The sequence below is a fragment of the Uliginosibacterium aquaticum genome (assembly GCF_012972705.2).
In the GTDB taxonomy this organism is placed as follows: Bacteria; Pseudomonadota; Gammaproteobacteria; order Burkholderiales; family Rhodocyclaceae; genus Uliginosibacterium; species Uliginosibacterium aquaticum.
This window is the reverse complement of sequence record NZ_JABCSC020000003.1, coordinates 146,117-169,057: the sequence shown is the minus strand read 5'-3', so window position 1 is coordinate 169,057 and position 22,941 is coordinate 146,117. Positions and strand designations below refer to the sequence as shown.

The window sequence follows — 22,941 nt, the reverse complement described above, 5'->3', positions numbered from 1 at the left end:
CTGACCCGCGCACTCAGGGACGATAGGCAGCGAAAATCTCACGGCCGATTTCAGCCACGCTGCGATTGAGCTCGGGCATGTCGGCACGGGTCCCGGTCAGGTACAGGCTGACAATCAACGGCGCGCGCTGCGGCGGCCACAGGATCGCCGTGATGCCGCGCGAGCCGTTGTCGCCAGCACCGGAGCGATCAGCGATCACCCAGCCCGAGGGCAGCTCGGCACGGAACAGCGGCCCAGCCACCTCGTTATCCAGCATCCACTGCTTCAGCTGCGCCCGTGAGGCCGGCTGCAGCACCTCCCCGAAGAGCAAAGTCTGCAAGCTGCGCACCATTGCTAACGGGCTGCTCGTATCACGCGGATCATCGGGTAGCGCCGAGTTGAGCGCCGGCTCGATGCGGTCCAGCCGCGTCACCTCATCACCCAGGCCACGCATGAAACGCGTCACCGCCGCCGGACCACCGATGGCCTGCAGCACCAGATTGGCTGCCGTGTTGTCGCTCGTGCGCATCGTTGCGTCACAGGCCTGCTGCAGGCTAAAAGGCTGGCCGACGAGCTTCGTGCTCACCGGTGCGTAACTCAGCAAGGCCTCGGGCCTGATCTCCACCAGTGTTTCCAAACGCAGACGCCCGGCATCGACCTCCGCTAGCAGCATTGCGCAAGCCAGCGTCTTGAAGGTGCTCATCATCGGGAACCGCTGCGTGCCCTTTACCGTCTGCAGCGCGCCGCTACCGGTATCGAGAATAGCCAGACCGATGCGCCCGCCCAGACGCGCCTCATGGCTCGCCAGGATGTCTTCGAACGAAGCCGCCTGCGCAAATGGACCGAGAAGCATCAGGTACAAAACCCACAAGCGGAAGGAATGAATCATGCGGTTATCCGTCATGAAAGCTGATGCGGGTATTTTCGGTCAGGGACGGCGAAAGAAGTGGCCCAAACTCCGCCGCCGGGCCGCAAAAACATGACCAAGGCTTGCCAGAATTCATTTGTCCGACTACGTTAGCATTCCTTATGTAAGAACTTTTCTTACAACCAAAGTCTTATCACACGAGCGCGCCCGAAGAGTCGCGCCATCCATTCCGGAGACAAGCAATGCAGAGCAAATGGTTGTTGGGCGGTGCTGCCGCCCTGATTCTGTCGGTACCGGCGCATGCCGCAAGCGATGCGCCCACGGGCTACACGAAGTGCGCACAAGTGGGCGGCGCCTGCAGCATGAGCGGCACGCACAGCGTCGCCCTGGGCAAGTCCGGCAGCTTCGTTTATGCCAACCTGAGCGGTAATTTCACCTGCTCGAAATCCCTGTTCACCGGCGGCAGCGCCCTCGCCGATTCGGCCTGGTGCTCGATTGGCCCGGCCAGCAGCAGTGCCTCCTCTGCAGCCCAGTCCTCCGCAGCGGCTTCATCTGTAGCAGCCTCCTCGACAGCCGCGTCCTCGGTTGCGGCCTCGTCGAAAGCCTCTTCTACAGCAGCCTCGTCGGTCGCCGCCTCTTCGAAGGCTGCTTCCTCTAGCGCAGCAAGCAGTACCGGCAATGACGGCGCCTGCGTCAGCGCCTGTACCGATTACATCCGCCAGAACGTGAAGGCCAAGCCGCTCACCCAGGCGCGCATCGACAGCGAAGCCGGCAGCCTCAAGAGCGCCTTCACCGCCTACCTGAGTGCCTCGAACTCTGCGCTGGCTGCCGACAAGGCCGCGCTGAAGGCCGAGCGCGCGGGCCTCTCCTCGGTGCCCTCGGCACGCGGCTCGGACAAGACCGGCCCGGACACCATGCCGCTCTCGGAAACCGCCTCCTACTACGCCGGCAGCAAGGCCCTGTCGATCGCCCGCGAGATCGTCAGCTTCCAGATTCCCTCGGGTGGCTGGGCCAAGAACATGGTGCGGACGGGTGTTGTGCGTGCCAAGGGCCAGTCCTGGACCGGTGGCGGCATCGACCCGAACAGCTCCGATCCGGCCAATTGGCCCTATGTCGGCACCATCGACAACGGCGCCACCATCACCGAGCTCCGCTACCTGGGCAAGGTGCAGGCCGCCCAGACCGGTGATCGCGCCAGCATCCAGGCCTCGATCACCAAGGGCCTCAACTACCTGCTCGCGGCGCAGACACCCAACTGGGGCTGGCCGCAGGTCTACCCGCTCAATGGCGACTATCACGACGCCATCACGCTGAATGACGACGCCATGCTTAACGTCATCAAGCTGCTGCGCGAAATTGGCACCAGCGCCAACAGCGACTTCGCCTTCATCGACACCCCGCTGCGCAACAAGTGCGCCACCGCGGCCAGCAACGGCACCAGCTGGCTACTCGCCAATCAGGTCTTCGTGAATGGCAAGCGCACCGTATGGGGCCAGCAGCATGACGTACTGACCGGCGCCCCGACTCCGGCCCGTGCCTACGAAATGCCCTCGCTGACCTCGCAGGAAAGCGCCAAGGTCGTCAGCTTCCTGATGAGCCTGCCGAACCCGGACGCCACCACGCGCGAAGCGGTCTACGCCGCGGCCGATTTCTTCAAGGCCAGCCAGATCAACGACAAGAAGTGGTCCAGCGGCGTGCTCTCCAGCGTCTCCGGCACCAACGCCTGGGCACGCTACTACGACCTGTCGGTCTACAACCCCGCTGCCAGCACCGTCACCGCCCGCGTGCGCATGCTCTTCGGTGATTTTGCCGACCGCCACGGCAGCGCCAGCACGGTGTACGGCCTGATCTTCGGCTCGACCACTTCAGTGTCTGCCGAGCGCCTGACCGGCTACGCGCAGTACAACAGCACCGCTCAGGCCATGCTGACGAACTTCGCCAGCTGGAGCAGCAAGAACGCCCGGCCGTAAGCTTCGCCTGGCGCACCAAAAGAAAACCGGGCCTTGAGCCCGGTTTTTTTATGTTGGCCCGCGTTTTGCGCGCTCAGAGAAAGTCCGCCGCCACCAGCCGCGCGCCGCCCTCATGCTCCCCGGCCACTATTCGGCGGATCGCTCCGGCGATCGACTGCGGTGTGCGCAGCTCACCCTCGCGCAGCAGCGCATGAAAGCGTTCAACGCTCGGGAAATCCTCCGCCGAAGCCGCACGGATCTCCGCCTGCATGTCGGTATCCATCACGCCGGGATCAACGCTCAAAGCACGGAACGGCGCCGCTTCGAGTGCCTGCTCAAGCGCCAGCGCACGGATGAAATTGTCCAGCCCGGCCTTGGCCGCGCAATACAGCGACCAGCCCGCACGCCCCTTGAGTGCCGCGCCGGAAGACAGGCTCACCAGCGTCTTGCGCGCCGGATGCTGCTGGAATGCGCGGACCGCCTCACCCATGAACAGGATCGCGGCGACCAGATTGGCATTCAGATTGGCCTGCACCGCAGCCGGCGCCTGCCGCGACACCGGCCCGATCGGCTCCAGCATCGCTGCATTGCTGAGCACCACCAGTTCGCTCAGATCCGTTCGCGCCGCCAACGGTGCCAAATGCTCGGCCACGATGCGCGCGACCGACAAGGAATCAGTGAAATCGCAGGCCACCGAAAACGCATGTGGCGCACTGCGCGAAAACTCCAGCAGCTCGAAGCCCGCATCAACGCATTGCCGGCACAGCTCAGCGCCCAGCCCGCGCGAGCCACCGGAAATGACAGCCAGTTTCATGAAGCCTCCGGATGAATGGAAATACAGGCGTAGGGCGGAGTGCCAACTCCGCCAATTCGATCAAAGTCTGGTACCGCACAAAATTTGTAGGGTGCGCAATGCGCACCATCACACCGCTCCGATCATCGCGGAGGCCGAACAAACCGCCGTGCCCGCACCAACGCCGGTTCCGCGTGCGCGGTGCGCACCCTACCGGGCTGGATCACGCCAGGCTCGTCTCGTTACCCGCTGCAGCACCGGACGCGGCCTTGGCCGACGCGCCGCACGAGAAGCAGTAACGCGCAAACGCATTCTTGCGCGTGTTGCACTGGCTGCAGTGGTCGAACAGGCTCAGGCCACAGTGCGGGCAGAAGTCGGTCTTGCCGTCGCTCATGTTCACCGTGCGCTCGCAGCCCGGGCAGATGTTTTTCGACATGCGCGTCTGCGCCAGGTCGTAGTCCAACTCACGCTGGCGCTGCTGTGCCGGTTGCGCCTCAGCCTGCTTCTGCTGCTCCAGATAACGCTGCAGGGCCTGAATCGCGTAACGCCCGCCCACCACCGTGAGCACGATGCCCACGATGTAGCGCACATAGCCGCCGTAGCTGGGCAGGTAAGGCACCAGCTCCACGAAGAAGGCGAACAGCGCAAAGATGATGAAGCCCCACACGAAGGGCCAGGAGCTCGTCTTGCGCTTCTTCGCGAACAGCCAGCCCGCCGCCGCCAGCAGGGGCAAGGTCAGCAGCAAACGGTAGCCAAAGACGCGCAACTCCTGCGCACGCAGCGCACTCAAGTATGCGTCACGGGCGCTGTCCTGCAGGGCCTGCAGTTCACGCTGGGCGCGCTCTCTGGTTTGGCGCGCATCCAGCGCCGCCTGCTGCTGCTTTTCCATCCCGGCCAGCGCATCCCGCTCGGCTTGGCGCAGGTCGTCCAGTTGCTGGGTGCGGGCAATCAGCTCCTGATCCTGCTCGGGCCGCGCGGTCGCCTTGCGCGTCGCCAGCCAGTTGCTGAAGGTCTCGCGCGCGGCGCGATTGCTGGCCTCTGCCGACTGCTGACGCAGCTGGGCCTGTTCGAGTGCGTCCTGCGCCTCCCGGGCGTTCTTCTCGGCGACAAGAATCGCTTCCTTCACCGCCGGGGCACGCGCCGGGTCCAGATAGTCATCCAGCGAGCGCCGCACCTCCACCTGCGGCAAATCGCCCACGATGGTATTGCCTAAGCCCACAAGAAACCACGCAAACAGCAGCGCCACCAGCCACAGGCCGCGATGAAACCATTTCTCGGACAAACGCAGGGTTTTGCTCATGCGGTGCTCCTTGTCGTTGAATCCAGTAATGTTGGTTTCAAATCTTCAGGTGAGGCAAAAAGCAAGACCTGAACCCGTTCTATGTTTCGGCTAATGACACACATCCAGAATTTTCAGACTGATTCGCGGCACACTTTTTTTGAGGTCGTCGGAGCCTTCATCGAAGAATGCGAGTGAGCATCCATCGGGGCTCATGGAAATCGCTTGTGGCCGGCACTTTCTGTCAAAACCATTCCCCTTGTTCACGCACCAGATGCGCTCAACGAGACCTCCTGTTTCACGGTAAATACCACCTCCATAGCTGGGGCGGTCCTGAATGAAAACCAGATTACCCTTGGCATACGGAATCACGCTCGCATCACGCTTAAAACCCTTGCTTAGAAGGCGGTCTCTCACGTACTCACGCTCGATTTTGCCGTCCTTGGTCATGGTGATGGTCGGAATTTCCTGGGTACGTTTATTACCAGGAAGCACCATGTCGCCGGCAAAGATGAATTCCCCTGCCCCGAGCAAATGCTTGTTCAAGAAGGGCAGGAACTGTGGGCGCCACCCCACCTCACTAGGTGTCAGATCTGCGAGCTGGATTTTCTCTTTGCCACGCTCGAGCACCAAACCATAGACCACGTCGCTCCTCGTTTCGTTGAGTTCCTTGGTAATTCTGAGGAGCTCATCCGGCGTCTGCAGATATCGATGATCGGATTGAGGATTTCCGGCCCCCGGGTCGTTCAACTCGGCTTTGCTGGTCTTGATGCATAGCCACTTGTTCCATTCATCTTCATCCTTCAACGGCACAAGCGTTGAAGACCAGAAGCTCCTCTTGTAGAGATGAGGGCTAGGCCTTGGCTCTTTGGAGCCGCCCTCGTAGTTAGCGGCTAGCGTTCCACTGCTGATACCGATGAGCCCAGCCACCGGGTTGGAGCAGGAAACAAAACCACGCGCCAAGAATTCCACCGCTTGCCCGGAACGGACATCGACATTTACTACCCGACGAACCCACCAACGTGACCTTGGATCGTCGAGCAAAACGGTGGCAAGGAGATTTTTATCATTAATCCAGGCGATTTCGCCGCCGATGTTTTCGGCCAGCACCAAATCAGCCTTTTCTATGATTGGGACAGGTGAATCCATAATCGATTGGGCTGCAACTGACGCACCAAACAAAGACATTGCGAAACAAGTCATCCAGCGAACGGATTGAGACATCACATTCCTTTCAAGGTTGATTCATGCCTTGCTGAAAATAGCCGGGAACCGCATACGACGAGGGTAACTGCGAATGCTGCATCAAGTACCACGTACGGCGGGGTCGATTCGTAGGGTGGAGTGAAACTCCACCGCATGTGTTGATCGAAATGGCGGAGTTTGCACTCCGCCCTACTTAGTGGGCTTCATCCCAATTATTTCCGACCCCGACTTCCGCGAGCAACGGCACCTTCAACTCCGCCACGCCCGCCATCAGTTGCGGCAGCTTCTCGCGCACGAGTGACAGCTCGGCCTCCGGCACTTCGAGGATCAGTTCGTCATGCACCTGCAGCAGCAGGCGGCTCTTGAGGGCGTCACGATTCAGCCAGTCATACACCCGGCGCATGGCGAGCTTCACGAGATCGGCAGCTGTGCCCTGCATCGGCGCGTTGATCGCAGCGCGCTCGGCGCCCTGGCGGCGGCCGGCGTTGCTGCTCTTGATTTCGGCGAGCCACAGGCGGCGGCCGAAGACGGTTTCGACGTAGCCGTGGTGGCGCGCCAGCGCACGCGTCTCTTCCATGTAGCGGGCCACGCCGGGGTAGCGGGCGAAGTAGCGGTCGATCCAGCTCTGCGCGGCGGCGCGCTCGATCTCCAGCGACTTGGCCAGCCCATGCGCGCTCATGCCGTAGATCAGGCCGAAGTTGATGGTTTTGGCATAACGGCGCTGCTCGCTGGTGACTTCACTGCTCGGCACACCGAATACTTCGGCGGCGGTGGCGCGGTGCACGTCTTCCCCCTGCGCGAAGGCTTCGAGCAGGCGTTCATCGCCCGAGAGGTGGGCCATGATGCGCAGCTCGATCTGCGAGTAGTCGGCCGAGACAATGCTGTGGCCAGCCGGGGCGATGAAGGCCTGGCGGATGCGGCGGCCTTCGGGTGTGCGCACCGGGATGTTCTGCAGGTTGGGCTCACTTGAGGCGAGGCGGCCGGTGATGGCGCCGGTCTGCGAGAAGCTGGTGTGCACCCGGCCGGTGGCCGGGTTAACCATGCGCGGCAATTTATCCGTGTAAGTGTTCTTAAGCTTGGCCATGCTGCGGTATTCGAGCAACAGGCGCGGCAGCGGGTAATCGAGGGCCAGCTCGGCGAGTACTTCTTCGTCGGTGCTCGGGGCGCCGGTGGCAGTCTTCTTCTTCACCGGCAGTTTCTGGCGCTCGAAGAGGATTTCGCCGAGCTGCTTGGGGCTGTTGAGGTTGAAGGGCTGACCGGCGGCGTCATAGGCCTGCGCTTCGATGGCCATCATCTTGCGGCCCAGCTCGTCGCTTTGCTGCGCGAGCAGCTTCGCATCGATCAGCACGCCCTCACGCTCCATGGCCCACAGCACTTCCTGCACCGGCAGCTCGACTTCGCGGTAGACGCGGGTGAGGCCCGGCTCGGCCGCGATCAGCGGGCTGAGCTTCTGGTGCACCCGCAAGGTGACATCGGCATCCTCGGCGCCGTAGGCGGTGGCGAGGCTGAGGTCGACGTCAGCGAAGCCGATGGCTTTCGCACCCTTGCCGCAGACTTCGGCATAGGAGAGGGTTTCCATGTCGGTGTGGCGCTTGGCCAAGGCATCGAGGTCATGGCCCTTGTCGCTCTCCCACGCAGCGGATTCGAGCAGGGTGTCTTCTGCCACGCCGCGCAGGCGGATGCCGTGGTTGGCGAGAACATGCATGTCATATTTCAGGTTCTGACCGAGCTTGGGCTTGCTGGCGTCCTCCAACCAAGGCTTCAGCGCGGCCAGCACTTCAACCAGCGGCAGCTGATCCGGCGCGCCGGGGTAGCGGTGGGTGAGCGGCAGGTAGGCGGCCTCGCCCGGCGTGACGCAGAAACTCATGCCGACGAGATGCGCCTGCATGCCATCGAGGCTGTCGGTTTCGGTGTCGAAGGCGGTGAGCGGCGCGGCGTTGATCTTGGCCAGCCACTTGTCCAGCGCCTCGCGCGTGAGGATGCATTCGTAGGCCTCGCGGTGCGCGGCGCTGCGGCTGACCGGTTCATCGTCCGCCGGGCGGGTGGGCGCGAAGCTGCGTTGCGGCGCCGGAGCGTTGCTGTCGCCAAACAGGCCGCCTTGCTCGCCGGATTGGGTGGCAGCGCTCCCCCTCTCCCCTTGCCCCTCTCCCCCGAGGGGCGAGGGGGATTGGAGGGCACGCAGCCAGCTGCGGAATTCCCAGCGCGTGTAGTGCTCGATCAGGGTGGCATTGTCCGGCTCGCGCCAGGTGAGTTCGTCCAGCTTCTCGGCAAGCGGCACATCGGTGACGATGGTGACGAGCTTCCTGCCCATGGGGATGAAGTCCAGCGCCTTGCGCAGGTTCTCGCCGACCACGCCCTTGACCTTGTCGGCGTTGGCGATGAGGTTATCCAGCGTGCCGTATTCGCTGAGCCATTTCACCGCAGTCTTGGGGCCGCATTTCTCCACGCCCGGCACGTTGTCGACGGTGTCGCCCATCAGCGTGAGGTAGTCGACGATGCGCTCGGGCGGCACGCCGAATTTCTCCAGCACGCCGGCCGAATCCAGCGATTCATTCGTCATGGTGTTCATGAGCGTCACGCCGGGCTGCACGAGCTGGGCCATGTCCTTGTCGCCGGTGGAGATGATCACCTCGAAGCCGCGCTCCACGGCCTGGCGCGTGAGCGTGCCGATCACGTCGTCGGCCTCGACACCGGGCTCGACGATCACCGGCCAGCCGAGTGCGCGCACGCATTGCTGGATCGGCTCGATCTGCGGCACGAGGTCTTCCGGCGTGGGCTTGCGGGTGGCCTTGTATTCTGGGAACCAGTCGTTGCGGAAGGTCTTGCCCTTGGCATCGAACACGCACACTGCGTGGGTGGCGCCGATGGCGTCTTTCAGCGGCAGCAGCATGCTGAGCACGCCGCGCAGCGCGCCGGTCGGCTCGCCGGCCTTGTTGCGCAGATCGGGCAGGGCGTGGAAGGCGCGGAACAGGTAGCTGGAACCGTCGACGAGCAGGAGTTTGGACATGGTGGATTCTGGAATACGGACTGGGAAAGAATGAAAGCCGGGCAAGCGGCTTGCCTGATACGGCGAATTGCACGCAGACTGTCTGCTCAAGTCCGACAAGAACAGGATGAGCCATGAGTACCAAACACAAGCTACCGCCCTTTCGCGCCCCTTCGCTTGCCGAGCAAGGCGAACTGGCCCGCGAGGCCTGGCGGATCTTCGGGATTATGTCAGAGTTCGTCGAGGCCACTGAGCGCCTGAAGCCGATCCGCCCGGCCGTGTCGATCTTCGGCTCGGCCCGCACCAAACCTGATCACCCTTATTACGAGCTCACCGAAAAAATCGCCCGCCGACTCTCGGACTCCGGCTTCTCGGTGATCTCGGGCGGCGGCCCCGGCATCATGGAAGCGGCCAACAAGGGCGCCTTTGCCGGCAAAAGCCCCTCAGTAGGCCTGAACATTCAGCTGCCTCACGAGCAGAGCGGCAATCCGTATCAGGACGTGTCTCAGACCTTCCGCCACTTCTTCCCGCGCAAGGTGATGTTCGTGCGCTTCGCCCAGGCCTATGTGGTGATGCCCGGCGGCTTCGGTACGCTGGATGAAGTGATGGAAGCGCTGACCCTGATCCAGACCGGCAAGGGCCGCAAGATTCCGGTGATCCTCGTCTGCAAGGACTTCTGGGCCGGCCTGATCGACTGGTTCCGCAATACGCTGGTGACCGAAAAAATGATCAACCCGGCCGACATGGACCTGATCCAGATCATCGACGACCCGGAGGAGATCGTTGCCGCGATCTTCAAGCACTACGAACGGCGCGGTTTCAATGATCTGCCGGACGAGCACGAGCTGATGCTGAACCTCTGAGGAGAGCCGGATGGCTGGTCTCAACCGCGAATGGCATGCCGCGCACCGCATGCCGGAACAGGCCACGGCGGAACAACGCATCGCCTGGCATCTTGCCCATGCACAGCATTGCCGTTGCCGGCCGATCCCGGCTGGTGTGCTCGAGCTGATGCAGGCCCGTGGCATCGTACCGCCGGCCAAGCTGTCGACAGAAAGATAAGGAATAGAACGTGAAAACCATCCGCTGGGGAATTCTCGGTTGTGGTGAAGTGACCGAAGTGAAAAGCGGCCCAGGCTTCAAGAAAGCCGAGGGCTCGCAACTGGTGGCCGTCATGCGCCGCAATGGCGAGCTCGCCGCCGATTACGCGCGTCGCCACGGCATCGCGCGCAGCTACGACGACGCGGCCCTTCTGATCGCCGATCCGGAGGTGGATGCGGTCTATGTCGCCACCCCGCCCGGCGCCCACCTGCCGCTCGCCCTGTTGTGCGCCGAGGCCGGCAAGCCCTGCTATGTGGAAAAACCGCTGAGCCTGAACCATGCCCAGAGCCTGCAGATGGTGGAAGCCTTCGCTGCACGCGGCGTGCCGCTGTTCTCCGCTTATTACCGGCGTGCCATGCCGCGCTTCCAGAAAATCCAGGCCTTGCTCGCCAGTGGTGCCATCGGCGCACCGCGCTATGCAAACCTGCAACTGCATCAGCCGATCCCGGCCGAGGACCTCGATCCGGACGGACCGGGCTGGCGCGTAAATCCAGCCCTCTCCGGCGGCGGACGCTTCGTGGACATGGGCTCGCACCAGCTCGATTTTCTCGACTACCTGTTTGGCCCGGTAACGGATGTGCACGGCTTTGCGGCCAGCCATGCCGGCCTGCCAGCGGAAGACACGGTGAGCGCCGTGCTGCGCTTCGAAAACGGGATATCGGCCAGCGCCAGTTGGTGTTTTGCGGCCGGTGACCGGCTCGATCGCTGCGAGATCGTGGGCGATGCGGGGCGCATCGTGTTCGCTACATTCGACGACAGCCCGCTGCGCCTCTTCAATGCCGAAGGCGAACAGGCCTTCGCCATCCCGAATCCGGCCCATGTGCAGCAGCCACTGATCCAGAACGTGACGGACTGTCTGCTGGGCCGCGCCGAAGCGCTCTCCACCGGTGCAAGCGCGGCACGCACGGACGCGGTGATTGACCGGATTCTGGGGCGCTGATTTTGCCGCTGCGGCCTTGGCCGCAGATGCGGTGACTGCTTGGGCCTGGCCGGCTAAAGCCAGCCCTACAGGCCGGCCGGCATCGCAGCCAGAGCTTCGTCCAACCCGCCCACCACAATCTTCGCCGGCACGGCCAGCATGAGGTTGAGCGGCAGGCCGAAGTTCTCCACGCTCAGGCCGTCGCGATCAAGCACGTGGCCCTCGTTCTGAGTCAGTTCAGCCCCTTGCCAACGCGCGACGCGCGCGGCATGGCTGCAGGCTTCGTCCACATAGCCAATCACCGGCTTGCCTAGCGCCAGCGCAAAGCCGACCTCAAAGCTGGTGCCGGAGTCCGGCTCGGCGCCACGAAAGGCATTCAGGTTGGCCAGCACCACGTCGGCCGCGCGGATCATGGCGATGTTCTGCGCGTAGATGCCGGCCGGAGTGGTGGCATCCCCATCCAGCGGGATCAGGGCCTCAACGCCCCGCGCCGCGCACAGGGCACGTGCGTCTTCCGCCCAACGCAAAACGTCGGGGCGGAACACATCGGGGCCGGCCAGGTAGGCTTTCATGATTGAAATACAGTAGGAGCGGTTTGGGTAGCGAACGACATGCGCGGCGAAAGCCGCTCCTACAAGATCAGATCGTCTTCACTTCGCCACCCAGCGCGTCCAGAAGCGCCGGGAAGAGCTTGCCGAGCTCCAGGCTCATCAGCGCAAAGTCGGCGTCGAACTGCTCCTCACGGCTCTTGGCGTCGCCCTCTTCCTTGCTGCTGAGCGTATCCAGCGCCTGCACGCGCTTGATCTCGAACTTGTCGGTCAGGATGAAGCTAATGCGGTCATCGAAGGTCAGCGCCAGCTTGCTCACTTGCTTGCCGCTGGCGATGTGCTCGCGGATTTCCTCGCCTTCGAGGCTGTGGCGCACATAACGCACGGCACTCGCTTCGTCGGTGAGGGCGCGCAGTTCGCAATCCTGATCGATGGTGAAACCAGCCGGGGCTTCGCCGCCGGCGAGCCAGTCGGTCATTGCCGCGCCGGGGCTGCGTTCGGTGTTCAGGAGTTTCAGCGGCAGTTCGTCGAGGGCCTTGTGCAGGGCTTCAACCAGCGGTTCGGCAGAGGTACGGCTGGAGGCGTCGACGGCCAGCCAGCCATTCTTCGGATCGATCCAAGCGTAGGACTTGCGGCGGCGCGTGAAAGCGCGCGGCATCAGCTCCATTGTGACCGCTTCCTTGAGCTCCTTCATCTGCTTGCGGCCGGGCTTGAAGCCTTGCTGGGCTTCGATGTCTTCGGCGCGATCATCGCATTCCTGCTTGATCACCGAGGAGGGCAGCAGACGCTGCTCCACCCCGAGGGCGATCAGCCACTGGCCACCCACGCTGTGGACCAGACTATCCTGAATCACCGGCGCCCAGCCCTGGCTGGACAGATCCTGGCTGCCGCAAGGCTGGAAAGTGAGGCGTTCGAGTTGCTCGGAGAGGCGATCAGCGGTCATGTCCCACTGTTCGGGCAGGCGGTAGAGTTGAACGTTACGGAACCACATGGCGGGATCAAGGGTATTTGAAGGAAGGCGGCATGATACGTGTCCGCTTGCCCCCGGTCATCCTGCTTGACGCGAAGGAGCTCGAGAATGAAGAAGTCGATTTGTGTATCCTGCCTGCTGCTGGTGCTGAGCGCCTGTGGCGTTTCCGAGACAGCCGTCACCGCCGCCGCCGTGGGCAAGGGCAAGGCCGAGGAGATCAAGCAGGGCCAGCAGACCATGCAGGAAGTGCAGCAGGACATCGATGCCGCCAGCCAGCAAGCCGAGGCCCAGCGTAAGGCTGCCGAGTCAGCCGCTCAATGACCCTGCTCTGGATTTTTGCCGGCTTGCTGGGCGTAGCTGTTTTCGCGCAGGCTTATCAACGCTTGAAAATTGCGGCGATGCGCAGAAACGGGCTGTACCCTGCTGCGGGCCAAGCCACAATAGATGACGTTCGTAGGTTTGCCGCGACAGGGCATACGGCATGGGCTATCCGCTGCTACCGGGAGATTCATCCTGTGGGGCTCAAGGAGGCACACGCAGCCATAGCAAAACTTGCCGATCAATAGCGCTTTTCCATAAAACCTTCAGAAGGGGTAGAAAAATGCAGTTCAAACCCAGAAATCCGATCGTGCCAGCCATGGCACAACGCCGCGGTGCCGGCGCGCACAAAAAAACCGCCAAGGCTCGCCGCCAGGATGAGAAGCGCGCTCTGCGCCGCGCACGTGACGAAGCGGGTTTTGTTCAGCACATGCGTGTGTGCTGAACAAAACCCGCTTCACTACCCACTGACCCGATGCCCTTTCCCTTCCAGCCCGACTTTGCGCTCGACGCGCTGAACACTTTCGGCCTGCCCTGCGTGGCTCGCCGCTATGGCGAGATTCTGTCCGCCAGCCAGCTCGCCAATCTGGTCCGCAGCGGCGAACTAAACGGGGATCGCGTGCTGGTGCTGGGGGGCGGCAGCAACATGCTGCTGCCGGAAAGGTTTGAAGGCACCGTGTTGCGCATGGCCATCCCTGGCCGGGAGCTGATCGGCAGCGACGACGACCACCACTTCGTGCGCGCCGGCGCCGGCGAGAACTGGCATGCGTTCGTGCGCTGGACACTGGAAATGGGCTGGCCCGGGCTGGAGAACCTGTCCCTGATTCCTGGTACGGTGGGGGCCGCACCGGTACAGAACATCGGCGCTTACGGGCTGGAGATGTATGAGCGCTTCCTGGTGCTGGAGGCCGTGGACCTGAAAAGCGGCAGCACCGTGAGCTTCGATTTCGACAGCTGCCATTTCGGCTACCGCGACAGCGTGTTCAAACAGGAGGCGGCCGGCCGCTTCGCGATCTGCTCGGTGACCTTCCGCCTGCCCAAGCGGTGGACACCGCTGACCCGTTATCTCGACGTGAGCAAGGAACTGGCCGCACGCCACATCATCGATCCGAGCCCGCTGGATGTCTCCGACGCGATCATCGCGATCCGCGAGCGCAAGCTGCCGGACCCGGCCCGCATCGGCAATGCCGGCAGCTTCTTCAAGAATCCGGTGGTCAGCGCTCCGCACCATGAAAAGCTGCTGGCGACCTTCCCGGCCCTGCCGAGTTACCGCCAGCTCGATGGCAGCTTCAAGCTTGCCGCCGGCTGGCTGATCGAGCAGGCGGGCTGGAAAGGCAAGGCGCTCGGCCCGGTCGGCATGTACTCGGAACAGGCGCTGGTGATGGTCAATCAGGGCGGCGCCCGGCGCGCCGACGTGGAACAGCTCACCGAAGCCGTGCGCCGCGAAGTCGACACCCGCTTCGGCGTGAAGCTCGAAGTGGAACCGGAACGCGTCTAGGGTCTGTTGACATTCACTCGCCGGATCGCGGTGAAGCGTATGGCTTGCGGGACAAGGCGCGCGACGCAGTGCGGGGTGGCTCCCCCGCACAAGGAGTGCAACGCAGTAGCGCGAGCCATACGCTTCACCCCTCCGGGCTCGGACGCTTTGGACGTGGAGCTGCGTTGCAGCTTCTCGGCAGGGGGCCACCCTGACTTCGGCGCAGCGCCTTGCCCCCCGACCAAAGCGCCACGAGCGCGACCGGCGGATGAATGTCAACAGACCCTAGTCTTCCTGCTCCAGCTGGCGCAACTGCCAGGCTTCCAGCTCCAGTGCATAGCGCCGCTGGGCATGCTGGTAGATGGTCCACACACAAGCCTCGCCGCATTCATTGCCACAGCAGGCAAAAGCATCCGGCTCACGCGGCGGTTCGGGGCGGGGGTCAGGTGTCGGGCTCATGGCCTGATCTTACCCGGTGGTGCTGGCGCGCATAACTGCTACATTTCCGGGGTCTTTCACGGAAGGATTTCCTCATGCGTATTCCCATCCTGCTGGCCGCCCTGCTCGCTTCCGCCAGCATCCAGGCCCAAACGCCGCCCATGCCCAAGCTGCTGCCACTCACGACAACGGATATCCCGCAGGAGTGCGGCTGCAGCTTCGGCGTGAAGAAGGGCGAGACACTGATGTTCTGGAGCTGGGAGAACGACAAGCAGCACGCCCTGATCCGCGAGGAAGGCGGCGGCCTGCGCAGCCTGCGCCTGTTCAGCGAAAAGTATTTCCCGGCCCAGCACGAACCGCCGCGCCCCGGCGAGCGCATGACCCTGCAGCTCTCCTACGGCAACTGGAGCATCCAGAGCGCCAGCGAAGTCACGCGAGCCTGCTCGCCCAAAGCCAAGAGCTGCGCCGGCACCGATTACCGCAACCTGATGGTGCTGCAGTGGGCCGGGCGCCAGCGCCTGGAGCTCAAGGGCTGGGCGCACTGCGGCTGTTGAGTGCGGCTGCAGCACACATGATCCCGCTTGCCCGGACGGGTACAATGCCGGGTTTTCGACTTTAGCTCCGAAGGTTCATCGTGCAGATCGTTTGTCTCGACATGGAAGGCGTGCTGGTCCCTGAAATCTGGATCGAGTTCGCCGAACGCACCGGCATCCCGGAGCTACGCCGCACCACCCGCGACGAGCCGGATTACGACAAGCTGATGCAGTACCGCCTGGCTATCCTGCGCGAGCGCAAGCTGGGCCTGCCGGACATCCAGAAGGTGATCGGCGAGATGGGCCCAATGGAGGGCTGCGTCGAGTTCCTCGATGGCCTGCGCCGTGATTACCAAGTGGTGATCCTGTCCGACACCTTCTACGAATTCGCCAAGCCGCTGATGGCGCAGATGGGCCAGCCGACGCTGTTCTGCCACCGCCTCGAAGCCGATGCGGCGGGCATGCTGGTGAATTACCACCTGCGCATGCCGGACCAGAAGCGCCACGCCGTGGAGGCCTTCAAGGCCCTGAACTTCACCGTGATCGCCGCCGGTGACAGCTACAACGACACCGCCATGCTCGGCGCCGCGCACGCCGGCATCCTGATGCACCCGCCCGAAAACGTAGTGCGCGAGTTCCCGCAGTACCCGGTGGTGCGCGATTACACCGCCCTGCGTGCCGAGATCGACAAGGCCGCGGCGCGCCTCGGCGAAGCGGCCTGAGCCTCCCCATTCCAATCGGTACCAACAGGAGTCGTTCATGAACACCCCGGTGAATCCTTATCAGGCCCCCAAGGCCAGCGTTGGCGATATCCATGATGGCCTGAACACTTCCGGCGGTGGCAAGGATGCCGTGATTCCGGAAGGCGTGAAGGGCTGGAGCTGGGGAGCCTTCCTGCTCAACTGGATCTGGGCCATCGGCAACAAGACCTGGATCGGCCTGCTCGCGCTGGTGCCCTACATCGGCTTCATCGTGGCCATCTACCTGGGCATCAAGGGCCGCGAGCTGGCCTGGCGCAACAAGGAGTGGGACGACCTCGAGCACTTCAACCGGATCCAGAAACGCTGGTCCGCCTGGGGCGTCGGCCTGATCATCGTGCCGGCCCTGATCGGCATCCTTGCCGCCATCCTGATCCCGATGTTCAATAGCTGAACCATGCCGCATCTCGTACTTGAATACACCGCTAACCTGCTGCCGGACTTCGAGCCGGCACAAGCCCTGCACCGCATGAACACGGTGCTGCTGGCCTCCGGCGAATTCGTGCCGGACCACATCAAGAGCCGCGCCATCCGCCTTGATGATTTCCTCGTTGGCGATGCCGCTCCCGGCAGCTTCCTGCACGCCCGCCTGCATCTGCTCTCGGGACGAGATGCCGCAACCAAGCAGGCCATCACCGAAGGCTTGGTGGCCGCCCTGTGCTCATGTGTGATCAACAACCAGGCTCAGCCGGTGCAGATCACCGCTGAAGCACTGGACATGGATCGCGCCACTTATTCGAAAGCCATCGTTCAAGCCTGAACCTCGCGCCCTCACACCATGCACACCCAACGCTTCTACACGCTGACCGCCTCCTGCCCAGACCGCAGCGGCATCGTCGCCCGCGTCTCCGGCTTCCTCGCCGAGCACGGTGGCTGGATCTTCGAATCCAACATGCACACCGATCACGACACGCAGCGCTACTTCCTGCGCATCGAGATCCGCGCCGACTCCATCCCCTTCATGCTGGCCGAGTTCCGTGAGCGTTTCCGCCCGATCGCCGAAGAGCTGAAGATGGACTGGAAGATCACTGACAGCACGGTGAAGAAGCGCGTGGTGCTGATGGTCAGCAAGCAGGAGCATTGCCTGTACGACCTGATCGGCCGCTGGCAGAGCAAGGAACTCGATATCGAGATCCCCTGCGTGATCTCAAACCACGAGACCTTCCGTGGTCTGGTCGAATGGCACGGCATCCCCTTCCACCATGTGCCGGTCACCGCCGACAACAAGCCTGCCGCCTACGCCGAAGTGCGCCGCATCTTCGAGGAAGTGCGCGGTGACGTGATGGTGCTGGCGCGCTACATGCAGATCATCCCGCCGGACATGTGCCGCGACTACCCCGGCCAGATCATCAATATCCACCACAGTTTCCTGCCCAGCTTTGTCGGCGCCAAGCCTTATCACCAAGCCTACACGCGCGGCGTGAAGCTGATCGGCGCCACCTGCCACTACGTGACCGAAGAACTGGATCAAGGCCCGATCATCGATCAGGACGTGATCCGCGTCGACCACTCCGACTCGGTGGAAGACATGGTGCGTTACGGCAAGGACATCGAGAAAGCCGTGCTGGCCCGCGGCCTGCGCTACCACCTTGAAGACCGGGTGCTGGTGCACGGCAACAAGACGGTGGTCTTCCGCTGACAACTGCAGGCGCAGCCTCCAACTTCGAGCTGCATCGCACCCAATAAAAAACCCGCCGCAGCGGGTTTTTTATTGTCCTCAGGAATTTCAGGCCACCGTCAGCGGGTAGATATCCTTGATGTCCATGATGTTCTTCTTGCTGCCATCCTCGATCTGGATATCGCCGTGGATGTAGCCACCCTGTGAGCGGAAGCCCGGAACGGCTTCGGGGCAACCGCGCTCGGTAGCAATCAGGGTCAGCAGGGCCAGCGCATCGGTGTCGTCGAAGCGGCAGTGGATGTGCTTCTCACTCGGCACGAACATGCCGCGATGGGCATGCTTTTCCATGATCCGCTCGCCGATGCTCCTGGCCAGTTCCAGATAGGCCGCCGCGCCAGTACTGCGAGCAACTTCCAGCACCGCGAAGAGCAGGATCGCGTCGGCCTTGGTGGCCACCAGCGGACCCTTGGGCGCTTTCGGGTCGGCGACATTCCATTCGCCAAGGCCGAAATTCTTTGCCATCGCCACCACGTGCTGCCACAGCGAATCGCGTCCGGAGATGGCCCAGGCCGTCACGGTGCTGAGGAACACGATGGTATTGATCGGCTTGCGCTCGAAGACCCAGCCCTTCTTGCCGTAGAAACCACGGCGCTTGAATTCCTGGCCGGTAAGGTCCTTGCCATCGGCAAACATCGGCTTGATCTGGTTGGTTTCCGGCACGTAGGCATAGTGCAGCCAGGCCTCCAGCCCGTCCACGGCCCATTGCTTGAGCTTCTCACCCTTGGCACCTAGCTGGCGCGCGAGGGTGAGCTGGGCAAGGGTCGAGTCGCCGTAGATGCCTTCCGGTCCGTTCATGGCATCCGGATCCATCTTGAAGAGCACCCAGGCTTCCTTGGCGACTTCGCCATACTCCGGACCGAACTGGCGCTCGGCACGATCGCCGTAGAAGGAATAGGTGAATTGCGGATGGTTCTCGTCGGTCGGCGCTTCTTCGCGTTTGACCGGGCGATTGAACTGGTAGCAGCCCAGGCCGGTCGCCGGATAGCGTGTACGCACATATTGCCAGGCCATGAATTCGGCCCAGTCGAGCGCCTTCTCCTCGCCCGGCACCATCTGGCCCAGCAAACCGGCCGAGTAGATCAGGTCATTGCCGATATTCACGAAAGACAGGCCCTTGGCCTCGCGCATGATCTCGAGATCCGCGTGCATCGGCTTGTCCCAGAAGCCCTCTTCGACCAGCGGACGGCCGTAGCTGCCGTGGCGGGTGAGTTCGAGGGTTTCCCAATTGTCGATGTGACAGTTCCACTCGGCTTTGATGAGCTTCGCCGCAGCCTGCGGATCGACTTCGAACATCAGTTCGTAGAAGGGGTAGTGGTGCTTGATCTCGTGCACCTTGTTCTTGCCCTCCGGGCCAACAGTGTCGAGGGTCTTCAGATCAAGGAAACAGTGGCCGCCCCAAGTCAGCAGACCACTCGGGTCAGCATGCTCGAAGTGCCACTGGATGGCAGCCTTGGCAGCTTCCTTGTATTTCGCATCACCGGTCAGCGCAGAGAGCGCCGCCAAGGTGCGGAACAGGTTCTGCTGCGAGGCGATATTGGAGGGTTCCCAGTCGGTCCCCTCCATGTTGCGCCATTTCACCGGCTCGCCGGTGAAGGTATTCATGCCGTCGAAAAACAGCGGCGTGCCGTGATAGGGGTCGCGATACTTCTCGAGAATGGTATCGGCGTACTGGCGAATGTAATCAAGCATCGGGGTCATGGCGCATTCCTGATCTTCTGGAAGGGTGCGCTGCAGCAAGCGGCAGTGCGGGTCTTTCGTTCCATAGCTTACGACATTCGTAGCAACCGACTTGAGCGCTGGCTCAACTATTGATTCGATAGACGAAAAAAAACGGGCAGCCCTGAGGCTGCCCGCGGATCCTGGATCCGCCGCTCGCGCGACGGACTCCTTTCATATGCTCAGTAGTGGTAAGCCGATTCGCCGTGGCTGGTAACGTCCAGACCTTCGCGCTCTTCGTCTTCTGGCACACGCAGACCGATGAACATATCGACCAGCTTGTAAGCCACCACCGCCACGATACCGGACCAGATGATGGTCAGGCCGACAGCCTTGGCCTGAATCCACACCTGACCAGCGATCGAGTAGTCAGCCGAAACTGCGTTCGCAACGTAGTCGAAGATGCCCATGCCGCCCAGCGAAGGTGCAGCGAACACGCCGGTCAGCAGGGCGCCGAGGATACCGCCCACGCCATGCACGCCGAACACGTCGAGTGCGTCATCGGCACCGATCAGGCGCTTCAGACCATTCACACCCCACAGGCAGATCACACCGGCAGCCAGACCAATGATCAGTGCGCCACCCACGCCGACGAAGCCGGCAGCAGGCGTCACGGCAACCAGACCCGCCACGGCACCCGAAGCGGCACCCAGCATGGAAGGCTTGCCCTTGATCAGCCATTCAGCGATCAGCCAGGACATGGTGGCAGCAGCGGTGGCAACCCAGGTATTCACGAAGGCCAGACCAGCGTAGCCGTTAGCTTCCAGAGCGGAACCGGCGTTGAAACCGAACCAGCCCACCCACAGCAGCGAAGCGCCGATCATGGTCATGGTCAGGCTGTGCGGAGCCATGGATTCGCGACCGAAACCAATACGCTTGCCAACCATGAAGGCGCCGACGATGCCGGCCACAGCGGCGTTGATGTGCACCACGGTACCGCCCGCGAAGTCCAGCGCGCCCAATTGGAACAGATAACCTGCGGTGGCACCGGCAGCAGCACCCGCTTCAGCCGAGGTATAGGCATCGGGACCCGCCCAGAACCAGACCATGTGGCAGACCGGCAGATAGGAGAAGGTGAACCAGATCACCGAGAAGGCCAGCACGGCGCTGAACTTGATGCGCTCGGCAAAGGCGCCGAGGATCAGGGCCACGGTGATGGCGGCGAAGGCACCCTGGAAGGCCACGTAGATCAGTTCGCTGACATAGGAGCCCTTCGAGAAGGTGCCCGCTACGCTCTCCGGCGTCACACCGGCGAGGAAGAGCTTGCTGAAGTTGCCGATAAAGGCATTGCCTTCAGTGAAGGCCAACGAGTAACCGTAGACGATCCACAGCACGGTGATCAGCGCGAACACCACGAAGACCTGGATCAGCACCGACAGTGCATTCTTGGTGCGCACGAGGCCGCCGTAGAACAGGGCCAAGCCAGGAATCGACATCAGAATCACGAAGGCGGCGGAAACCAGCAGCCAGGCGTTGTCACCCTTGTTGGCCACGGGCACGGCGGCAGCTACCGGAGCCGAGGCTTCAGCCGCCGGAGCGGCGGCCGGGGTGGCAGCCGCCGGGGCCGCAACGGCCTCAGCAGCAACCGGGGCACTGGCGGCTTCCTGAGCCAGCGCAGCGCCGGAAAGCATGACGGAGAAAGCCGTCAGTGCAATGGCGAGAAACTTTTTCATTGTCTCTACTCCTGAAAGATCACAGGGCTTCCGAGCCGGTTTCACCGGTGCGGATGCGGATGGCTTGCTGCAGGTCGAACACGAAGATCTTGCCATCGCCGATCTTGCCGGTGTTAGCAGCCTTCTCGATGGCTTCGATCACCTGATCGAGCAGCGCATCGTCGATGGCGATTTCAACTTTGACCTTGGGCAGGAAGTCGACGACGTACTCAGCGCCACGGTACAGCTCAGTGTGGCCCTTCTGACGACCGAAACCCTTCACCTCGGTGACGGTGATGCCCTGCACGCCGATGGCGGACAGCGCCTCACGCACTTCGTCGAGCTTGAAGGGCTTGATGATGGCGGAAACGAATTTCATGGGTGGCTCCTTTGTTGGGCGCACTGCGAAGCAGCACGCCCTGGTTGGAATGATCAGAAGGTCTTGCCGACGGTAAACACAACACGGTCGGAGCCCAGATCACGGTTCAGTGCGCTGCGGTAGAAATCGCCAGAGCTGGCCTTGGCCGTAGTGGTCACGTAAGCCGCGCCGAGTGCCCAGCCCTTCAGGTCATAGGTCACGCCAACCTTGTAGTCGTTGTAGGAAGCGCCGGGGAAGTTGGCGACCAGTTGACGACCGGCATGCAGGTTCAGCACGAAACCGGCGCCCAGTTCAGGATTCAGGGAGAGATCAAAGTACTGGCTGCCTTCGGACTTCTTGGTCGAACCATCTTCCTGAACGGCCTGGGCACCGAACAGGTTGGTGAAGGAGTAGGAATATTTGAAAGTGGCAAACTTGTAGCTGGTGCCGAAATAGCCTTCCAGCGTTTCCGGGTTCACGAAGCCGGCCGGGTAGGTGCCCGGGTACCAGTACTTCAGCACGCCCACATCAAGGGTCACATCGCCCACCGGCAGCTTGAAGCCGCCATAGGTGTCCACTTCAACCGAAGAGCTGACCTTGGCGTCCGTGGCGCTCAGGTCCGACAGCCAGCTGATGTTTGAAGCCCAGGCACCGGCATACACGCCACTGCTGTGACTGTAATCCGCACCACCCTGAATGGCCGGCTTGCGATTGGTCTGGGCGATGCCGCGATAGATGTACTCGGAGGCCAGCGTCATGTTGCCGGTGAAAGTGTGAGCCGAAGCCGGCTCGTCAGCCGCAAAGGCCGGAACAGCAGCAAAGGCCGACAGCAGGGATGCAGCAATGATGGACAGACGCATGTGATTCGCTCCTTGAAAGAAAGAGACCAGAAACTGGTGTGCGGAGTCCTTAGCCGGTTTCGTGCCACTTTATCGAAACCCTCTCCAAATGGTCGTTTCTGCCCTTTATCCCGGTCCTGCCCGAAAGGGCCGGCGCACGCTTGTTGAGCATCATCAAGAAGACTGCACCAAAGCCATGCATCAAGCTGGTGCATCCTCTGCGGCGTGTCGCAGTGTAGGCAAAAGCACTACACTGCCGGCGATTCCCCACCCTTCCGGAGCACGAAACCATGATTGATCCCAGCAAACCCGCGCAGATCTTCGAAGAAATGGGCAACAAGTTCAGCGAACTGATGCAAAGCGGCCCGGCCAAGGATTTCGAAAAGAACGCCAAGGCCATGCTGGCCGCCGGCTTTTCACGTCTCGATCTGGTCACCCGGGAAGAGTTTGAAGTGCAGAAAGCCCTGCTCGAGGCGGCCTGCGCCCGGATCGAGGCACTGGAAAAGCGCCTCGCTGAGCGCGACAGCCAGTCCCCTGCCTGATACCCATGGGCAGGCCACGGCCTGCCCCGTGCGG

26 protein-coding genes are annotated in these 22,941 nt (G+C 62.5%); 13 read left to right on the top strand and 13 right to left on the bottom strand.

Annotated elements, in window-relative coordinates:
- Positions 1–13: 13 nt before the first annotated feature.
- Positions 14–868, bottom strand: coding sequence for a class A beta-lactamase (gene bla, locus HJ583_RS12145; RefSeq protein ID WP_170022176.1), 855 nt, complete (start codon positions 866–868; stop codon positions 14–16).
- A 221-nt stretch (positions 869–1,089) separates the two neighbouring features.
- On the opposite strand from bla, the gene pelA reads away from it, so the two are divergent.
- Positions 1,090–2,817, top strand: a complete 1,728-nt coding sequence (gene pelA / locus HJ583_RS12140; RefSeq protein ID WP_170022175.1) for a pectate lyase — start codon at positions 1,090–1,092, stop codon at positions 2,815–2,817.
- A 73-nt stretch (positions 2,818–2,890) separates the two neighbouring features.
- Here pelA and HJ583_RS12135 read toward each other — a convergent pair whose 3' ends face one another.
- The 4 genes from HJ583_RS12135 to polA form a co-directional block, all read right to left on the bottom strand.
- A complete protein-coding gene (locus HJ583_RS12135) occupies positions 2,891–3,610 on the bottom strand; it encodes an SDR family NAD(P)-dependent oxidoreductase (protein ID WP_170022174.1) in 720 nt (239 codons plus the stop codon).
- A gap of 202 nt (positions 3,611–3,812) precedes the next feature.
- Positions 3,813–4,889, bottom strand: coding sequence for a zinc ribbon domain-containing protein (locus HJ583_RS12130; protein WP_170022173.1), 1,077 nt, complete (start codon positions 4,887–4,889; stop codon positions 3,813–3,815).
- 90 nt (positions 4,890–4,979) lie between these two features.
- The gene (locus tag HJ583_RS12125; protein ID WP_170022172.1) at positions 4,980–6,092 is read right to left on the bottom strand and encodes a hypothetical protein; all 1,113 of its coding nucleotides are present in this window, start codon (positions 6,090–6,092) and stop codon (positions 4,980–4,982) included.
- 175 nt (positions 6,093–6,267) lie between these two features.
- Entirely contained in the window at positions 6,268–9,081 is a 2,814-nt protein-coding gene (gene polA / locus HJ583_RS12120) for a DNA polymerase I (RefSeq protein ID WP_170022171.1), read from the bottom strand.
- Between the two features lie 113 nt (positions 9,082–9,194).
- On the opposite strand from polA, the gene HJ583_RS12115 reads away from it, so the two are divergent.
- The 3 genes from HJ583_RS12115 to HJ583_RS19345 are packed head-to-tail and all read left to right on the top strand — an operon-like array spanning position 9,195 to position 11,101.
- Positions 9,195–9,923: an LOG family protein gene (locus HJ583_RS12115; protein ID WP_170022170.1), complete on the top strand. Its 729-nt coding sequence runs from the start codon at positions 9,195–9,197 to the stop codon at positions 9,921–9,923.
- A 10-nt stretch (positions 9,924–9,933) separates the two neighbouring features.
- On the top strand, positions 9,934–10,122 hold the full coding sequence (locus HJ583_RS12110; protein ID WP_170022169.1) for a hypothetical protein: 189 nt from the start codon (positions 9,934–9,936) through the stop codon (positions 10,120–10,122).
- Between the two features lie 10 nt (positions 10,123–10,132).
- Positions 10,133–11,101 (top strand): Gfo/Idh/MocA family protein, encoded by a 969-nt coding sequence (locus HJ583_RS19345; protein ID WP_170022168.1) that lies wholly within the window; start codon positions 10,133–10,135, stop codon positions 11,099–11,101.
- A 65-nt stretch (positions 11,102–11,166) separates the two neighbouring features.
- Here HJ583_RS19345 and HJ583_RS12100 read toward each other — a convergent pair whose 3' ends face one another.
- Both HJ583_RS12100 and HJ583_RS12095 read right to left on the bottom strand, forming a co-directional pair.
- Positions 11,167–11,652, bottom strand: coding sequence for a nucleoside 2-deoxyribosyltransferase (locus tag HJ583_RS12100; protein ID WP_170022167.1), 486 nt, complete (start codon positions 11,650–11,652; stop codon positions 11,167–11,169).
- Between the two features lie 67 nt (positions 11,653–11,719).
- The gene (locus tag HJ583_RS12095) at positions 11,720–12,619 is read right to left on the bottom strand and encodes a recombination-associated protein RdgC (protein ID WP_170022166.1); all 900 of its coding nucleotides are present in this window, start codon (positions 12,617–12,619) and stop codon (positions 11,720–11,722) included.
- Positions 12,620–12,706: 87 nt separating this feature from the next.
- Here HJ583_RS12095 and HJ583_RS12090 point away from each other — a divergent pair, with 87 nt between their 5' ends.
- Both HJ583_RS12090 and HJ583_RS12085 read left to right on the top strand, forming a co-directional pair.
- Complete coding sequence (locus HJ583_RS12090) at positions 12,707–12,919, top strand: hypothetical protein (protein ID WP_170022165.1); 213 nt, start codon at positions 12,707–12,709, stop codon at positions 12,917–12,919.
- Complete coding sequence (locus HJ583_RS12085; protein ID WP_170022164.1) at positions 12,916–13,164, top strand: hypothetical protein; 249 nt, start codon at positions 12,916–12,918, stop codon at positions 13,162–13,164. Before HJ583_RS12090 ends, HJ583_RS12085 begins: the two co-directional genes overlap by 4 nt.
- Here HJ583_RS12085 and HJ583_RS12080 read toward each other — a convergent pair.
- Positions 13,158–13,346 (bottom strand): hypothetical protein, encoded by a 189-nt coding sequence (locus tag HJ583_RS12080; RefSeq protein WP_170022163.1) that lies wholly within the window; start codon positions 13,344–13,346, stop codon positions 13,158–13,160. The two genes, HJ583_RS12085 and HJ583_RS12080, sit on opposite strands and share 7 nt — an antisense overlap.
- Positions 13,347–13,391: 45 nt before the next feature.
- On the opposite strand from HJ583_RS12080, the gene murB reads away from it, so the two are divergent.
- Positions 13,392–14,414, top strand: coding sequence for a UDP-N-acetylmuramate dehydrogenase (murB, locus tag HJ583_RS12075; protein ID WP_170022162.1), 1,023 nt, complete (start codon positions 13,392–13,394; stop codon positions 14,412–14,414).
- A gap of 264 nt (positions 14,415–14,678) precedes the next feature.
- Here the strand turns inward: murB and HJ583_RS12070 are convergent, their stop codons facing one another.
- The gene (locus tag HJ583_RS12070) at positions 14,679–14,852 is read right to left on the bottom strand and encodes an oxidoreductase-like domain-containing protein (RefSeq protein WP_170022161.1); all 174 of its coding nucleotides are present in this window, start codon (positions 14,850–14,852) and stop codon (positions 14,679–14,681) included.
- 74 nt (positions 14,853–14,926) lie between these two features.
- Between HJ583_RS12070 and HJ583_RS12065 the strand changes: the two genes are divergently transcribed.
- The 5 genes from HJ583_RS12065 to purU all read left to right on the top strand — a co-directional run bounded on the left by HJ583_RS12065 (position 14,927) and on the right by purU (position 17,761).
- Positions 14,927–15,385, top strand: coding sequence for a hypothetical protein (locus tag HJ583_RS12065; RefSeq protein ID WP_170022160.1), 459 nt, complete (start codon positions 14,927–14,929; stop codon positions 15,383–15,385).
- Between the two features lie 80 nt (positions 15,386–15,465).
- The gene (thrH, locus tag HJ583_RS12060; RefSeq protein WP_170022159.1) at positions 15,466–16,086 is read left to right on the top strand and encodes a bifunctional phosphoserine phosphatase/homoserine phosphotransferase ThrH; all 621 of its coding nucleotides are present in this window, start codon (positions 15,466–15,468) and stop codon (positions 16,084–16,086) included.
- 37 nt (positions 16,087–16,123) lie between these two features.
- Complete coding sequence (locus HJ583_RS12055) at positions 16,124–16,516, top strand: hypothetical protein (RefSeq protein ID WP_217423403.1); 393 nt, start codon at positions 16,124–16,126, stop codon at positions 16,514–16,516.
- Positions 16,517–16,519: 3 nt separating this feature from the next.
- Complete coding sequence (locus HJ583_RS12050; RefSeq protein ID WP_170022158.1) at positions 16,520–16,882, top strand: 5-carboxymethyl-2-hydroxymuconate Delta-isomerase; 363 nt, start codon at positions 16,520–16,522, stop codon at positions 16,880–16,882.
- An 18-nt stretch (positions 16,883–16,900) separates the two neighbouring features.
- Positions 16,901–17,761, top strand: coding sequence for a formyltetrahydrofolate deformylase (gene purU / locus HJ583_RS12045; protein WP_170022157.1), 861 nt, complete (start codon positions 16,901–16,903; stop codon positions 17,759–17,761).
- An 87-nt stretch (positions 17,762–17,848) separates the two neighbouring features.
- On the opposite strand, the gene HJ583_RS12040 is transcribed toward purU, so the two are convergent.
- The 4 genes from HJ583_RS12040 to HJ583_RS12025 all read right to left on the bottom strand — a co-directional run bounded on the left by HJ583_RS12040 (position 17,849) and on the right by HJ583_RS12025 (position 22,386).
- A complete protein-coding gene (locus HJ583_RS12040) occupies positions 17,849–19,498 on the bottom strand; it encodes a pectate lyase (protein WP_170022156.1) in 1,650 nt (549 codons plus the stop codon).
- A 200-nt stretch (positions 19,499–19,698) separates the two neighbouring features.
- Positions 19,699–21,189 carry an ammonium transporter gene (gene amt / locus HJ583_RS12035; protein WP_170022155.1) on the bottom strand — a complete coding sequence of 497 codons (1,491 nt, stop codon included), beginning with the start codon at positions 21,187–21,189 and terminating at the stop codon, positions 19,699–19,701.
- Positions 21,190–21,208: 19 nt separating this feature from the next.
- Positions 21,209–21,547: a P-II family nitrogen regulator gene (gene glnK, locus HJ583_RS12030; RefSeq protein WP_101940599.1), complete on the bottom strand. Its 339-nt coding sequence runs from the start codon at positions 21,545–21,547 to the stop codon at positions 21,209–21,211.
- 53 nt (positions 21,548–21,600) lie between these two features.
- On the bottom strand, positions 21,601–22,386 hold the full coding sequence (locus HJ583_RS12025; protein ID WP_101940598.1) for a TorF family putative porin: 786 nt from the start codon (positions 22,384–22,386) through the stop codon (positions 21,601–21,603).
- A gap of 269 nt (positions 22,387–22,655) precedes the next feature.
- Between HJ583_RS12025 and HJ583_RS12020 the strand changes: the two genes are divergently transcribed.
- A complete protein-coding gene (locus tag HJ583_RS12020) occupies positions 22,656–22,907 on the top strand; it encodes an accessory factor UbiK family protein (protein WP_170022154.1) in 252 nt (83 codons plus the stop codon).
- Positions 22,908–22,941: the final 34 nt, after the last annotated feature.